At 62.9% G+C, this 14,902-nt stretch carries 10 protein-coding genes; 5 read left to right on the top strand and 5 right to left on the bottom strand.

Annotated features, from left to right (window positions below; translation table 11 throughout):
* The first annotated feature begins 16 nt into the window (after positions 1–16).
* The 5 genes from EK373_RS13660 to EK373_RS13640 all read left to right on the top strand — a co-directional run bounded on the left by EK373_RS13660 (position 17) and on the right by EK373_RS13640 (position 8,586).
* Positions 17–3,172, top strand: coding sequence for an outer membrane lipoprotein-sorting protein (locus tag EK373_RS13660; RefSeq protein ID WP_129643178.1), 3,156 nt, complete (start codon positions 17–19; stop codon positions 3,170–3,172).
* A gap of 2 nt (positions 3,173–3,174) precedes the next feature.
* The gene (locus tag EK373_RS13655; protein WP_322095823.1) at positions 3,175–4,401 is read left to right on the top strand and encodes a DUF1302 family protein; all 1,227 of its coding nucleotides are present in this window, start codon (positions 3,175–3,177) and stop codon (positions 4,399–4,401) included.
* 62 nt (positions 4,402–4,463) lie between these two features.
* On the top strand, positions 4,464–4,814 hold the full coding sequence (locus EK373_RS13650; protein ID WP_129643176.1) for a cupin domain-containing protein: 351 nt from the start codon (positions 4,464–4,466) through the stop codon (positions 4,812–4,814).
* A gap of 175 nt (positions 4,815–4,989) precedes the next feature.
* The gene (locus tag EK373_RS13645; protein ID WP_129643175.1) at positions 4,990–7,878 is read left to right on the top strand and encodes a glycoside hydrolase family 9 protein; all 2,889 of its coding nucleotides are present in this window, start codon (positions 4,990–4,992) and stop codon (positions 7,876–7,878) included.
* A gap of 153 nt (positions 7,879–8,031) precedes the next feature.
* Complete coding sequence (locus tag EK373_RS13640; RefSeq protein ID WP_129643174.1) at positions 8,032–8,586, top strand: hypothetical protein; 555 nt, start codon at positions 8,032–8,034, stop codon at positions 8,584–8,586.
* Between the two features lie 232 nt (positions 8,587–8,818).
* Here EK373_RS13640 and EK373_RS13635 read toward each other — a convergent pair whose 3' ends face one another.
* The 5 genes from EK373_RS13635 to EK373_RS13615 are packed head-to-tail and all read right to left on the bottom strand — an operon-like array spanning position 8,819 to position 14,867.
* The gene (locus EK373_RS13635) at positions 8,819–9,109 is read right to left on the bottom strand and encodes a hypothetical protein (protein ID WP_129643173.1); all 291 of its coding nucleotides are present in this window, start codon (positions 9,107–9,109) and stop codon (positions 8,819–8,821) included.
* Positions 9,106–10,329, bottom strand: coding sequence for a TolC family protein (locus EK373_RS13630; RefSeq protein ID WP_198683279.1), 1,224 nt, complete (start codon positions 10,327–10,329; stop codon positions 9,106–9,108). Before EK373_RS13630 ends, EK373_RS13635 begins: the two co-directional genes overlap by 4 nt.
* Positions 10,330–10,349: 20 nt before the next feature.
* Positions 10,350–10,655 carry a DUF3240 family protein gene (locus EK373_RS13625; RefSeq protein WP_129643171.1) on the bottom strand — a complete coding sequence of 102 codons (306 nt, stop codon included), beginning with the start codon at positions 10,653–10,655 and terminating at the stop codon, positions 10,350–10,352.
* Positions 10,652–13,738, bottom strand: coding sequence for a CusA/CzcA family heavy metal efflux RND transporter (locus tag EK373_RS13620; protein WP_129643170.1), 3,087 nt, complete (start codon positions 13,736–13,738; stop codon positions 10,652–10,654). The genes EK373_RS13625 and EK373_RS13620 overlap by 4 nt, the downstream gene beginning before the upstream one ends.
* A gap of 7 nt (positions 13,739–13,745) precedes the next feature.
* Positions 13,746–14,867 carry an efflux RND transporter periplasmic adaptor subunit gene (locus tag EK373_RS13615; protein ID WP_129643169.1) on the bottom strand — a complete coding sequence of 374 codons (1,122 nt, stop codon included), beginning with the start codon at positions 14,865–14,867 and terminating at the stop codon, positions 13,746–13,748.
* Positions 14,868–14,902: the final 35 nt, after the last annotated feature.

Genomic DNA, 14,902 nt, shown 5'->3' with positions numbered 1-14,902 from the left:
AGACGCCGGAGACTCGATGCGCGCCTATCTAGAATGGATTGTCCGCTGCCGCTGGCTGGTGCTGGCTTTGACCGTGCTGGTGGCAGGATTGCTGGCCAGTCGCATCGGTCAGCTCAGAATCGAAATCGACCCTGCCCGTTTCCTGCCGCAATCCCATCCATACGTCGTGACCTCCGATCGCGTCGAGGATCTGTTCGGATCGAGATATGTGCTGGTGATCGGCATCACTCCCGAGCAAGGAGATGTCTACACTCCCGAAGTACTGGGCAAGGTCGAGCGCATCACGCGCGGGCTGCGGGAAGTTCCCGGGGTCGTGAAGAACAACATCCTGAGCTTCTCGGCGCACAAGGCCAAGAGCATTGCCGGCAGCGAGGACGGCATGGAAGTCCAACCGCTGATGAGCGAAGTCCCGGCCACACCCGCAGCGCTGGCCGCGCTCCGCAAGCGTGTCGCCAGTAATCCGGCCTATCTCGACGTGCTCGTTTCAAAGGACGACCGCTCGGTGGCGGTGCTAGCCGAGTTCAAGGACAACCCGAAGGGATTTCAGGCCATCCTCGATCAGATCAACCCGATCGTTGATGCCGAACGCGATGCGAGCGTGAAGATCGCGATGGGCGGGCTGCCGGTGCTGCTCGGAGCCATGGAGACCTTCTCGCAGCGCATGGGATACCTGTTGCCGCTCGCCATGATGCTGATTGCCATCGTGCTGTGGTTTGCGTTTCGCAGCATCCAGGGTCTGGCCCTGCCGATGCTGACCGCTACGCTTGCGGTGCTGTGGTCACTGGGCATCATGAGTCTGCTGCGTGTGCCATTGGACGTCTTCAATGCCACCACGCCGGTGCTGATCCTCGCAGTCGCCGCCGGGCACGCGGTACAGATTCTGCGGAGGTACTACGAAGAGTACGCCAGGCAAGCAGCATTGACGCCCGAGCATCTGCCTCTAGCAAATCGGCGCGCTGTCATCGAATCGCTCAGCCATGTCGGCCCGGTGATGCTGATCGCCGGAGTGATCGCTGCACTGGGATTCCTGTCGCTACTGATCTTCGAAATCTCGAGCGTGCGCACGTTCGGACTGATGGCCGCTTGCGGCATTCTCAGCTCGTTGGTGCTGGAGCTGACATTGATTCCGGCCATGCGTTCGGTGATGCGTGCGCCGCGTGTTCGCACGTCGCCGGCCGTCCCCTCTTCGACCAAACCTTCGGGCATGGAGCGCGCGATGACGCGGCTGACGCAAATCGTCACTGACCGCGCGACCGCGGTAACGATAGTCGCGCTCGTCGTCGTGGCACTGTCGGCCTTCGGTATCGCTCGCGTTCGCAACGCCGACAGCATCAAAGTCTCATTTGCTTCCCACCTGCCGGTGATCCAGGACGACAATCATCTGAATCGGGCATTCGCCGGCACCAACAGCCTGTACGTGCTGGTCGAATCCGCCACCCCGGACCGCATGAAAGATCCGGATGTGCTGCTCGCGATCGATGAGACGCAGCGTCGCTTGCAGCAGGATGCGAACGTCGGACGCTCGCTGTCGATCGCCGATTTCGTGCGCCGGATGAACCAGGCCATGCACGGCGACGATCCCGCTCATGACGCGATCCCGACCGATCCCGGGCTCGCCGCTCAATATTTGTTTCTTTACGCCAACTCCGGCGACCCGGGCGACTTCGACACCTATGTCGATTACGACTATCGCCATGCCAGCATCCGGGCATTCCTCAAAGAGCACGACACCGAGAAGCTGCAAGCGTTGGTCAAAGATCTAACAGCGTTCACCGCGAGTCGGTTTCCGAAGGACATCAAGGTCAGTTTCGGCGGCAGCGTCGCGCAAGGCACGGCCATCCATGAAATTGTCAGCCGGGCCAAGATCCTGAACATGCTCCAGGTGGCGGCCGTGTTCTTCGTGCTTGCCTCGCTGGCGTTCCGCTCGTTGATGGCTGGCCTGCTGGTGCTGGTGCCGCTGGCCATCACCGTCGGTTTCAATCTCGGCCTGATGGGCTGGACCGGCATTCCCTACACCACCAACAACTCCATCACCGCCGCGATGGCGGTCGGCATCGGCGCCGACTACGTGGTCTACATGCTGTTTCGTCTCCGCGAAGAATTCGCGAAAGACGGCTCGGCGAGCGAAGCCATGCGACGCACCCTGCTCGGCGCGGGTTCGGCGATTGTGTTCGTGGCGGTCGCCATTGCCGCAGGCTACAGCGTGTTGATCCTCTCACCCGGCTTCTGGAATCACATCTGGATGGGCATCCTGATCAGCACCGCCATGCTGACGAGTGCGCTCGCTGCGTTGACGCTGGTGCCTATGCTCGTGCACCGACTGCGCCCGGCGTTTATCTACGGACGGCGCGCCAAGGCCCAGCCTCAGCCAGCGATTGCCGCGTGGCTTCTGGTGATTGGCGCGGCACTCGTGCAGATCCCGCATGCGCGCGCCGGGGAGCCAATGTCGGCTGTCGACATCATGCAGCGCAATTACGCTGTCGATAAAGTTGCGGGCTCGCAATCGAGGGCAATCCTGCGTTTGCGCAATCAGCGCGGCGAACAACGTGTGCGCGAGTCCGATACTGTCACGCGCCTGCAGGAGAACGGCCGGGACAATCAACGCCTCGTGCGCTTTCAGGCGCCCGCCGATGTCAAAGGCACCGGCATCCTCATCAACGAGCACTCGCAAGGCGACGATGACATCTGGATCTATCTGCCGGCGCTGAAAAAAGTGCGGCGGTTGGTCGCCTCCAACAAGAAGGACAGTTTCGCCGGCACCGACTTCAGCTACGGCGACATCATCGGTTATCCGGTCGAGGAATGGACCCATACACGCCTGCCGGATGGCGCATTCGAAGGGGAGCCGTGCTTCATGATCGAGTCGCGGCCGGCGACCGCCGCGGCGAAGGACAATTCCGGCTATTCAAGCCGCGTGAGTTGCATCAGCACGGAGCGCTTCACGACGCTGCGAACGGAAATATGGGACACGGAAGGAGAAAAGCTCAAGGAGACCGAGCACCGCGGCTTCGTGCATGTCGATCCCAAGGCGGACAAATGGTGGGCGATGCGCGCCACCGCGCGCAACCTGCAGACCGGACACAGCACCGAGGTGAGCTTCGAGGACTATCGACTCGATGCAGCTATCCCCACCAACATGTTCACGACGCGGGCGCTCGAGTTTGCACGGTGAAGATGCGGGCTCTGGTGTTGGCATTGTCGGTCTACTTTGCAAGCGATGTGAATGCCGGCGAGATCGAGAGCAGCGTGCGCGCATCGACATGGTCGTCGTCGCGTGCGCTGGACGATGAATCCCTACTGGCTCCGCTCCAAGTGTGGCTGCGTGCCGATCAATCGGTGCCGACCGAAACAGTCACGCTGCGCTTCTACACGGAAGGCTGGGCGGAATTGGAGGCGCGCGGCGCGCACGACGATAGTCATTGGGACGGCCGTGTACGCGAAGCCTACGGGCAACTGAGCACCGACACGCTGGAAATCCGTGCCGGCATACAGATCATTGCATGGGGACGCGCGGATGCCATCAACCCGACAGACAACCTGGCGCCGCGTCAGCTGACGTTGCTGACGCGGGAACCGGAGGACCAGCGATTCGGAGTCCCAGCGTTGCGAATGTCGTGGTACTCGGAGTCGACGTCGGCCAGCATCATCTGGCTTGCGGGCTTCGAACCGAGCGAGTTGCCGCTGCCGCCCGGCGCACCCTTCACGACGCAGGAGCCCGAGAACGAATCGCACCAGTGGGCTGCACGATTGGAGTATGTGGGAGGCGAGTTCGAGGGCAGCCTCTCCTGGTTCAACGGCTACGACGTTCTTCCTTCGCAGGCACTGCCCGCGGCCAGCCCGCTGCCGATCATCAATCTCCTGCACGAACGGGTGCGCATCGCCGGACTCGACTTCGCCAAAACGATCGGCCGATTCGGCGTACGCGCCGAAGCAGCGTACTCTTCGCCGGTTGACGCCAAAGTCGGCGCGATTTTCGCGAGGCAACCTCAATGGTACGTGGTTGCTGGCGGCGATCGCACGTTTGGCGAGTACTTGAATGTAAACCTGCAGACGTACTATCGAAACGTCACCGCCTCCGCCCTGACTGCGAGCTCGGATCCGTCACAACTGGCTGTGTCACGTGCGCTGGCAATAGCCACGCAGCAGTTCAATTCTTCCGATTTCGGGCTCAGCTTCAGAATCAGCAATCAGTGGCTGCACGAGACGCTTGAAGTCAGCATCAGCGCTGTCGCCTCCCTCACCCGCAGCGGCCACCTGCTCAGGCCTGTCGTCAGATATCGGTTTCGGGACAACTGGTCGATCGCCGCCGGCGCCGAGATCTTCGGCGGCAGCAATCGCTCCGCCTTCGGCGCGTTACAGAAGAACTGCGCCGGCTATGTCGAACTACGCCGCGGCTTCTAATCCCATCGAAGATCCCGTGGTGACCATGCCCACGCCCCATTGAGCAAACGCCGGAGTCGACCATGATTTTGAATCGAAATGCCACGCGTACCTGGTCGGAGACCGGACTTGACGGCATCGTGAGTTGTGCGATCTGGACCGGCAACGACGGCGATGGCGGCTACCTGGCGAAGCTCGCGGCGGGTGCACGCTTCCCGAGGGGTCGGCACCAGGGTTGGGAACAAATCGTGGTCCTGAGCGGAGCGGTGCTCTTCAACGACACAGAGTTACGCACCGGCGACGTGCTGCAGGTCGACGGTGACGATGAGCACGAAGCACTGGCGCTCGAGGACGCCGTGCTGTTCGTCGCACACCATCGCGGCATCGTGTTTACAAGAGGACTGGATCGCCAGGGCTCAAATGAGCCGCGCTGACCGATGAAGTTTTTAGCCTCCACCTGCGAGCCGTCGCCGTTTGCCCGAAATTCGGCATTGACAGCGATGTCTTTTTGCGTAATTTTGGAGCCCACGTGTGGCGAGGAGCGTTCTCACACGGGCGGAGCGCCGCATTCGGGCGCTGGCATCCGCTTTACACATGGAGCGTGGAAACATGGATGTATCACTGCGCGCCGCGCGTTTCATCGTCGCGTGCTTCGTGCTCTTCTCGCCGCCACTTCTGGCGCAAACGTTCAATTACGCCGAAGCGTTACAAAAGTCCCTGCTCTTCTATGAAGCCCAACGCTCCGGCGACCTGCCGGCGTCCAATCGATTGAACTGGCGCGGCGACTCGGGGCTGCAGGACGGCTCCGATGTCGGACGCGACCTCACCGGTGGCTGGTACGACGCCGGCGACCATGTGAAGTTCGGCCTGCCGATGGCCGCCAGCGCCACGATGCTCGCCTGGGGAATCGTGGAGTATCGCGCCAACTACGTGCAGGTCGGTCAGCTGGATGAGGCGCTCGATCAATTGCGTTGGGCGACGGACTATTTCATCAAGGCGCATACCGCGCCGAACGAGCTCTATGGCCAGATTGGCGCCGGTGGCGCAGATCACGCGTGGTGGGGTCCAGCTGAAGTCATGCAGATGGCGCGCCCCTCCTATCGCATCACCACCTCGTGCCCGGGCTCGGATCTGGCAGGTGAGACAGCGGCGGCGCTCGCTGCAGCATCCATCGCATTCCGGCCTAGCGATCCCACGTATGCAAACACGCTGCTCACGCACGCGCGACAGCTCTATTCGTTCGCGGATACCTACCGAGGCAAGTATTCCGACTGCATCACCGACGCTGCGTCGTTCTACAACTCCTGGAGCGGCTTCAACGACGAGCTCGTGTGGGGCGCAATCTGGCTTTACCGCGCAACGAACGAGGCAGCGTTCCTCACCAAAGCGGAAAGCTATTACGCAAACCTATCCAACCAGCAGCAGACAAGCGTCAAGTCGTACAAGTGGACGCACGCGTGGGACGACAAATCCTATGGCAGCTATGTGCTACTCGCGAAGCTCACGGGCGCGACGCGCTACCACGAGGACTCACAGCGCTGGCTCAATTGGTGGACAGTGGGCGGCACTGCCTTTGGAGCCGATGGCACGCGCGTGAACTACAGCCCGGGCGGGCAGGCAGTGCTCGACCAATGGGGCTCGCTACGCTATGCGGCGAACACCGCGTTCGCTGCCCTCGTTTATGCAGACGCGATCACCGACACCGTTTTGAAAGCTCGCTATCACGACTTTGGCGTGCGCCAGATCAACTACGCACTCGGCCAGAATCCGCTGAATCGCAGCTTCGTCGTGGGCTTCGGCACGAATCCGCCTCGCAACCCTCATCATCGAACTGCGCACGGCTCGTGGACGGATCAGATCGGCAACCCGACGATCAGCCGTCACATTCTCTACGGCGCGCTGGTCGGCGGCCCGACGTCGCCCAACGATCAGTACACCGACGATCGGTCGGACTACACCATGAATGAGGTGGCCACGGACTACAACGCCGGCTTCACCAGCGCCCTGGCGCGCCTGGTCGGCGAGTTCGGCGGCACGCCGTTGGCAAATTTCCCAACGCCCGAGGCCGTCGTCGGCAACGAAATCTTCCCCGAGGCGTCCATCAATGCGTCGGGCTCCAACTTCACCGAGATCAAGCTGCTCCTCAACAACCAGTCCGGATGGCCGGCTCGTGTCACGGATCGGCTCTCGTTCCGCTATTACTTCACGCTCGAGCCCGGCGTCAGCCCCAGCCAGATCACGCTCGCTGCGAACTATAACCAGTGCTTGCCACCGACCGGCCCCACGCAGCACTCCGGCAGCATCTATTACGTAACGGTGAGCTGCAACGGAACGAAGATCTATCCAGGAGGACAGCAGCACTATCGTAAGGAGGTGCAGTTCCGGATCGCGAGCTCCGGTGCGTGGGATCCGAGCAACGACTGGTCGTTCTCGGGAGTGTCGACGACGCCGGGCTCGACGCCCGTGCTCGTACAGCGCATTCCGGTCTATGACAACGGCGTGCGCGTATTTGGAAACGAACCGGGCGGCGGAGTCGTCGATACTCAACCGCCCACCACGCCCGCAAACCTGCGCACGACCGGCACGACGAGCTCAACCGTTGCTCTCGCGTGGGACGCGTCGACGGACGATGTAGGCGTCACTGGTTATCAAGTCTTCCGTGGCACAACGCTGGCGGGCAGCGCCACTTCGACCACGTTCACTGACACTGGACTCAGCCCAGGCACGACGTACTCGTACACCGTCCTTGCTCAGGACGCATCGGGCAAGCAATCGGCGGCGAGCGCAGCGGTCAGCGCGACCACTACTGCCGTAACACAGGACTTCTCCATCGCTGCGTCTCCCGGCGCGCTCTCCGTTGCGCGAGGTTCGAGTGGCACCGTATCGATCGCCATTACACGTTCAGGGGGTTTCACCGGTGCAGTTGCCTTGACAGCCAGCGGTTTGCCGAGCGGGGTCACGGCGAGCTTCAATCCGGCGTCAGTGACCGGCGCTAGCTCGACGCTCACGCTGACGGCATCCAGCAGCGCTGCAACAGGTGCAGCTACAGTGACCATCACAGGCGCCTCCGGCACGACGACGCGCACCGCCACCGTGACGCTCACCGTAACCACTCCCGGCGGGGACGGCACTGTCACTGTGACACCGGCAGTCACGAGTAGCGGCGGCTACTACGTCGAGGAGCAACTGCGCATCGCAAACACGGGAACGCTCACCGCGCTGTCGGTAACCATCGTCGCTCAACGCACCACCGGCATCAGCTACTCCGGGCAATACAACACCGTGGGCTCGGGCATCACTCAGAGCAGCACCAGCACAGCTAGCAGCATCACGTATCAATACACGCTGTCGGCAGGACAAACGCTGGGTGCATCTACGAACCGAACGTTTGCTGCCCAAATGAGCGGCACGGGGACGACGCACCCGACCAGCGGCGACACCTACACCGTGACTTACACGACCGGAGGACAGAGCTTCACTGTTTCGGGAACGTTCTGACGGAAGAGGACGCGCCCCAGGCGCAATCGTATTTCAAAACGACGGAATGTGATGTGCATCACAGGCCGCCGGCAACCGCATTTGTAACTTCGCGCCGCTACATGCGAGCGTGCATGGCTAGCATCGTGCCGTGCCGACAAGGAGAGGCGCCCCGTGAAATCAGTGCGTAGTTGCGTGATCTTTCTGGCCACCGTCCTGCTGGCTCTTGCCGTGCCTCCCTCTTCAGCGGACCAGACGCTCGAGGCCGAGCCAGGCACTGGTCTCGCGTTCGGCGCGTTCGATATCACCGAATCCGATCTCGCGGTCACGCATGTGGTCCTCATGCGCATCAAGCCCACAAAAATGTATATGGGCTCCTCTGGAGAGAAGGCTACGGTGACCTATACCAACGGCGAATTTTTCTCGCCCAACCTCTCGCCGGGCGTCTACGCCGTGATGGGCTTCTTCTCGGGCAACAAGTTCTTCGCGCTGGAGAAAAGCCTGAAAGCCAACACTCTGCAAGTCGAACCCGGCCGCGTCACCTACGCCGGCAGCTATAAGCTCACGCTGGAAAAGGGCGGTCTGTTCCGGCAGGACAAAGGCAGCTTCGCTCGCATCGACACAGCGGACGCCGAAACGCAGCTCCTTCACTGGCTAGCGAAGGAGCTCGGCGCCACCGGGTGGGCTTCGAGTGTGAATGCGAGCTTGCACAAAGATGGTTCCCAGTGACGATCGAACATTGCGTCCTTTGCAACCGGAGCGTCGAAGCGAGCAGGCAGATCGGCGCAGGCACCGTCATCCTGGTCCTGATCACAGGTGGGCTCTGGCTGTTCGCGATTCCGTTCTATTCGCTACGTTGTCCGATCTGCAAATCGGACCAGCTCGAAGCTTCGCGCGTCACCTCCGTGAACGATGACTACCGTGGCGAACGTGGCCGAAGGATAGGCGCCTGGCTTGGGCGTCAGGTTCGTAGATTGCGCAGATCCGGCTCATAGCGGCTGCCGTCGGGTTGCCAGCCGAGTTTGCGCAAGCAGCGTGAGACACGCAGGCTGGTCGGCGGCAGGTTCATGCGCTGATTGAGTCGACCGGGCTGAAGCCGTCTGCATTTACGCAGCGTGGCTTCGAAACTCTGGTTGGTGTCCACGTTCCGTCGATCCGACACCGCCACGGCGCTGGACGAGCAGCCGCTGACCGCAAAGATTGCCGCCAGCGCGCAGGCGCGCACTACACGCAGCAGCTCGTCAGACATCATTCTTCATCCCGACCATGTTCCGGATGCCACAGATCGTGACTGTCGATGCGCACGCGCAGTTGTGCTTCATGAGCGGCGACGCGAGCGCCCAGTTCTTGATAGGCCATCTCCCGAGCGCGTCGGGCAGCCAACAAGCGTTCCGCCAGTCCGGTTTCACCCAGTTCCCAGGCGCGGTGGGTCCGGTTCGCGGCGGCTCTCATTGCTTCATGCGCCTCGCGCAGCGCACGCCACTGACCCAAAGCATCGGCTGCGAGCGCGACTTTCAGATGCGCATCCTTTGCGAGCACGCGCCGGATCACGTCGACATCGCGCAGGCGGGCACGCGCTTCTGCGCGCTCCGCGTTGGCCAGCTCGCGTCGGTAGCGTCCTGTCAGAGGCATGGTGAACACGAGACCAACGGCACGTTCCTGGCCATCTCGTTCGTTGAAGAAACGAACGCCGAGGGTCGGGTCGGGAATGCGATCCGCCCAGGCGCGCTTGGCCGTGGCATCCTGACGCGCCGCCTCCTGCTCGGCCGTCGTCAGCTCGTAGCTGTCGTTGACGATCCGTGCCTGCCACTCATCCCCGGTGCCGGGCAGTGCTTCGGGCTCGGGCAACGACGGCGCCCGGGCCGGCAACGTGATTTGAGGAAAATCAGTGTTGAGCGCATGTCTCGCCGCGGCCAGCAGCGTCGCAGTCGTCACCGCCGCGGCTCGGGCCTGCGCAAGCTCTGCGGTGATCAAATCCAGATCCAGCTGTGCGGCGTCACCAATCTCGACTCGGCGCATCAACGAAGCGTGTTCCGTTTGCAGCGATTGCAGTTGCGCTCGCGCCTCGTCATCAGTCGAGGTGGCGCGCAGCCATTGCATCCATAGCTCCAGCAGTCGAAGCGCCGCTTCATGTGCAGTTTCGCCGCGTTCGAGCGCAGCGATTGCACGCGAGCGAGCGCCGATTTCCCGGTCGAGCGGCGCTTTGCCAGGCAAGCGGAAGGCGCGACCCACCTGAGCTTCGAACTCATCCAACGACTCGCCTGCGTTGGTGCGCCGACGCTGCGGAATCACACTCGCTTCGAACTCGTGACTGCCAATGGCGATCGCTCGAGCCTCTGCGTCAACCGCAGCGGCACGCTCATCTGCGGCGAGCACTTCGGCCTGCTGGGCTATCGCATCCATCGCCACTTCGAACGGCGGCAGGTAACTCTGCGCCGCGATCGTCTGCGACACTCCCAACAAGCAGAGCATCGAAAGCCTGAGCCGCGGCATTACGCGAGCCTCCCGAGTTCCAGCACAGGCTCGGACCACCACACGACGTCGTGCGAACGCACCCGCGCGCGAATCGACTCGATCAATGGCTGCAAAGCTACGGACTCGAGCACGATCCAGACGATGCGACGATCGACGCTGCCACGAACCTGCTCGGCCGTGGAGGCGTGTGGGAAATCGTTGCCGTGCCCCTGCGCGTGCACCAAAGTAAAGGCCGGCGCTTGCGGCGCGGTGATCAATGTTTCTATCAGCGCCGCCTCGATGGCGGGAGGAAACACCAGAGTCAGTCGAACGAACGCGGTCATGCAGCCGATTCCACAGCAGAGGGGCGCGCCAGGCCGAAGCGCCGATACAGGACAGGCAACAGCAACAGCGTGAGCGCGGTAGAGCTCACCAGCCCACCGATAACGACGATCGCCAGCGGTCGTTGAATCTCCGAGCCGGGGCCGGAGGCGAGCAGCAGGGGCACCAGGCCGAGCGCGGCGATGGTTGCGGTCATCAACACAGGCCGCAAGCGGCGCTGCGCGCCTTCACGCACGACTTTGTCGATGCTCTCGCCGACGTCGTGCAGATGATTGAAATGAGACACCAGCACGAGCCCGTTGAGCACGGCGATGCCAAGCAAGGCGATGAAGCCCACCGCGGCCGGCACCGACAGATACTCGCCTGACAACCACAACGCGACGATGCCGCCGACCAGCGCGAAAGGAACATTGCCCAGGATCAGCAATGCCTGGCGCGCCGAGCCGAACGTTGTGAACAGCACGACGAAAATCAGTCCGATCGCCACTGGCACGACCAGTCCGAGCCGCGCGGCCGCGCGCTGCTGGTTTTCGAATTGACCGCCCCATTCCAACCGATAGGACGCCGGCATGGGCACGTCACGCGCGATCGCTGCCCGCGCCTCTTCGACGAAGCCAACCAGATCGCGCCCGCCGACGTTTGCTTGCACGACCGCGAAGCGCGAGCCGTTCTCGCGGTTCACTCTCACCGGACCGGACGCGGCTTCGATGTTTGCAAGCGAAGCCAGCGGCACTTCACCGTCATCGCCGCGAGCCAGTCTCAGGTCGTTGAAGCGTTGCACCGAATCGCGCACGCCGTCGCCACCGCGCACCAGGATCGGAATGCGTCGATCGGGCTGGATCACGGTGCCGGCCGGGACACCCTCGATCTGCGCACGCAATTCATCTTGCACGTCCGCGACGGCCAGGCCGGCGCGACCGGCCGCTTGTGGATTGATGACCACGCGCAGATAGGCAACGCCATCCGTCGTCTGCGTGAGAATGTCCTGCGCGCCGTCCACTTTGGCGAGCGCGTTGGAAATGCGTTGCGCCAGCTGACCCAACTGATCCAGATCCGGACCGAAAATCTTGATCGCGAGATCGCCGCGGCTGCCGGTGAGCATCTCGGAGATGCGCATTTCGATGGGCTGGGTAAAGCCGAAATCGACGCCCGGGAATTGCGACATCACGGCGCGCAACTGCTCCGCCAACCACTCCTTGTCCGGCACGCGCCATTCGCTCTTCGGCGCGAGCACCATGAAAAGATCGGTTTCGTTGAGGCCCATGGGGTCCAGGCCGAGCTCATCCGAGCCGGTGCGCGCTACCAGGCGCCGGACCTCCGGCACCTGCTGCAGGATGGCCTGCTCCATGCTCACGTCCATATCGAGCGATCGCTGCAAGTTGATGGTGGGCGCCTTCTGCGTCTGAATCAGCAGGTCGCCCTCGTCCATCGTCGGCATGAAAGTCTTGCCGGTCGCCAGGTATGCCACGATTCCGAGCACCAACGTGATGCCCGCACCCACGAACACGCGCGTGGGGTTGTCGAGCGCTCGATCCAGCAACGGCGCATACAGCCGCGACAAATGGCGCATGACGAACGGATCTCGATGTGCGTGCTCCTTGAGCAACATCGACGACAACACGGGCACCAGCGTCAGCGACAACAGCAGCGATGCGCCGAGCGCGAAGACGATCGTGAGCGCGACCGGCGCGAACAGCTTTCCTTCCAATCCTTCCAGCGTCAGCAGCGGCAGGAACGTGAGGCAGATGATGAGAATGCCGGATGCGACCGGCGTTGCGACCTCACGGGCCGCCGCGAACACTCGGTGCAGTCGCGGCAGATGAGAGCCGGGGGCATTGGGATCGAGGCGGCTCACCGTATTCTCGACGACGACGACCGCGGCGTCGACCAGCATGCCTACCGCGATGGCGAGTCCACCGAGGCTCATGAGATTGGCGCTTTGCCCGGTGACGTGCATCAACAGGAATGTGCTCAGCGCCGCGAACGGCAGCATCAACGCGACCACCATCGCCGCACGCAACTCACCGAGGAACAACAACAGCAGCACCACGACTAGCACAGTGGCTTCGAGCAACGCGCTTTGCACCGTCCCCACCGCACGCTGGATCAATGAGCTGCGATCGTAGAACGTCGAAATCTTCACGCCGGGCGGCAACGTGGGCGCGAGCTCATCGAGCCTGGCGCGAATGCCCTTCACGAGCTGAGATGCATCGGCGCCGCGCAGGGCGACCACGATGCCTTGCACCGCCTCCCCTGTTCCGTCTTGAGTGACCGCGCCGTAACGAGTAAGCGAGTCGACGCGAACTTCGGCCACGTCGCCGATCCGTACCGGCGCGACTCCGGAGCGAATGACGATGGCCTTCAGATCCTCCAGTGAGCGGATCGCACCCTCGGCCCGCACGATCAATGTTTCTTCGCCCGCGCCGATGCGGCCCGCGCCGTCGTTGCGATTGTTGCGAGTGACCGCTTCGACCAGGTCGCTGAACAGCACGTTATTGTCGTTCAGGCGTGCGCGATCGGGCACGACGACGAAGCTGCCCACGTGACCGCCGAGCACATTCACGTCGGCCACTCCGGGCAAGGTGCGCAGCGCCGGCCGCAGCGTCCAATCGAGCAGGGTGCGCCGCTCGGTCAGCGACAACCCCTCGCCCTCCACGGTGAACATGAACACATCGGAGAGCGGTGTGGAGATCGGCGCAAGACCGCCGCTCACATCGCTCGGCAAGCTGTCGGCAGCGTTGGCGAACCGCTCCGCGACCTGCTGGCGCGCCCAATAGATATCGGTGCCTTCTTCGAAATCGAGCGTGAGGTCGGCGATGGCGTATTTGGCCATCGAGCGCAACATCACGCCTCGCGGCACTCCCAGTAGCTCCATCTCCAACGGCGCCACGACTCGCGTCTCGATCTCCTCCGGCGTCATGCCCGGCGCCTTCAGGATCAATTTGACCTGTGTCGGAGAAATATCCGGGTACGCATCGATGGGCAGCCGCAGGAAAGCCATGATGCCGGCAGCGGCGATGCCCACGGCCGCGAGCAACACCAGCACGCGCTGACGCAGCGAGAACTCGATCAAACGTGCGAGCATGATGCGCTCACTCCGCCGCAAGCAGTGGCTTCAGCGCGCTCGCACCTTGGACCACGACTTGATCGCCGGCTCGAACGTCACCACGAACGATGGCTTGTTGCCGGTCTCCACCCAAGCGCTCGACACGCACCGCGCGGTAGGTTTTTCCTGCGAGCACGTAGAGCACGTGCCCGTCGCCCTCGGTGATCAACGCCGCCGTGGGCACGCCAATCGAATCGGTCGGCGCCGGGGCCAATAAGGTCAACTCGATATGTTGACCAGCCACCAGCCCGCGATCGTCCTCGGCGCGGGCTCGCACACGCAACCGCTGGCTGGCGCGATCTGTATCGGCGCCGACAGCGACGACGCTGCCAGAGCTTCCATCCGGCAGGCGCACCTGCATTCCTGGTGCGACACGCGACCGCGAGCTGACGGGTACGCTGAACATGAGATCCAGGCTGCCCGGCGCCGCCACCGCATATGTTTCTTCGAGCGCGGCCACCGCCTGTCCGGGAACGACCCTGCGACGTAGCACCTGGCCTGCGATCGGCGCCAGCAACTCGTATTCACCAGGCACGCCGCCGGCTACGGTGCGTAGGCCTGACAATGCTCCTTCGGCCTGCTGGAGAGCAGCTTCCGCCGCTGCCGCGCGGGCGCGGCTCTCTTCATTGCGCGAGGCGGCGATGATCCCTTCTTTCAGCAGCAGTTCGTTACGTTCCGCCTGCTGCAGGACTGCAATCGCGTCACTGCGCGCCCGAACCAATTCGGCCTGTGCGCTCAGCAACTCGCGACTTTGAATGCGCACCAGCGCATCGCCTTTTGCTACGACATCGCCTTCATCGCGCAGAATGCGTGTCACGACGCCGGCATAGGGCGCCGCAATCCGCGCGCTGGAATCCAAGGGAGGTGCGACTTCGGCCGGCAAGCCGCTGATAGGCATGGTGGTCGCGGCCACCGCCGCTTCGGTTTGCAAGCCGAGCGCGCCCGTCTGCACCGAATCCAGCGTCACACCGCCATTTTCATCGACGGCAGCTTCGGATGCCGTCGTGGCCTGTGGCGCGTGCTCGCGATCGAACAGAAACCAGCCGCCCAGAGCAACGATCGCAATGACAATGATCGACCGCGCGGGCCGAGACGATAGACGGAGCATCGGCGAGCAATCCATGAATCCAGGCGAATGCCGGC

Origin of the sequence: Peristeroidobacter agariperforans (assembly GCF_004138335.1) — a bacterium.
In the GTDB taxonomy this organism is placed as follows: domain Bacteria; phylum Pseudomonadota; class Gammaproteobacteria; order Steroidobacterales; family Steroidobacteraceae; genus Steroidobacter; species Steroidobacter agariperforans.
The sequence above is the reverse complement of the archived record's forward strand: the minus strand, read 5'-3'. Positions and strand labels throughout refer to the sequence as shown.

Excerpts from the sequence above, each read along its gene's own strand:
- EK373_RS13660 (WP_129643178.1), top strand. The coding sequence starts at position 17 with ATGCGCGCCTATCTAGAATGGATTGTCCGCTGCCGCTGGCTGGTGCTG.
- EK373_RS13655 (WP_322095823.1), top strand. The coding sequence starts at position 3,175 with ATGCGGGCTCTGGTGTTGGCATTGTCGGTCTACTTTGCAAGCGATGTG.
- EK373_RS13650 (WP_129643176.1), top strand. The coding sequence starts at position 4,464 with ATGATTTTGAATCGAAATGCCACGCGTACCTGGTCGGAGACCGGACTT.
- EK373_RS13645 (WP_129643175.1), top strand. The coding sequence starts at position 4,990 with ATGGATGTATCACTGCGCGCCGCGCGTTTCATCGTCGCGTGCTTCGTG.
- EK373_RS13635 (WP_129643173.1), bottom strand. The coding sequence starts at position 9,109 with ATGATGTCTGACGAGCTGCTGCGTGTAGTGCGCGCCTGCGCGCTGGCG.
- EK373_RS13630 (WP_198683279.1), bottom strand. The coding sequence starts at position 10,329 with ATGCTCTGCTTGTTGGGAGTGTCGCAGACGATCGCGGCGCAGAGTTAC.
- EK373_RS13625 (WP_129643171.1), bottom strand. The coding sequence starts at position 10,655 with ATGACCGCGTTCGTTCGACTGACTCTGGTGTTTCCTCCCGCCATCGAG.
- EK373_RS13620 (WP_129643170.1), bottom strand. The coding sequence starts at position 13,738 with ATGCTCGCACGTTTGATCGAGTTCTCGCTGCGTCAGCGCGTGCTGGTG.
- EK373_RS13615 (WP_129643169.1), bottom strand. The coding sequence starts at position 14,867 with ATGCTCCGTCTATCGTCTCGGCCCGCGCGGTCGATCATTGTCATTGCG.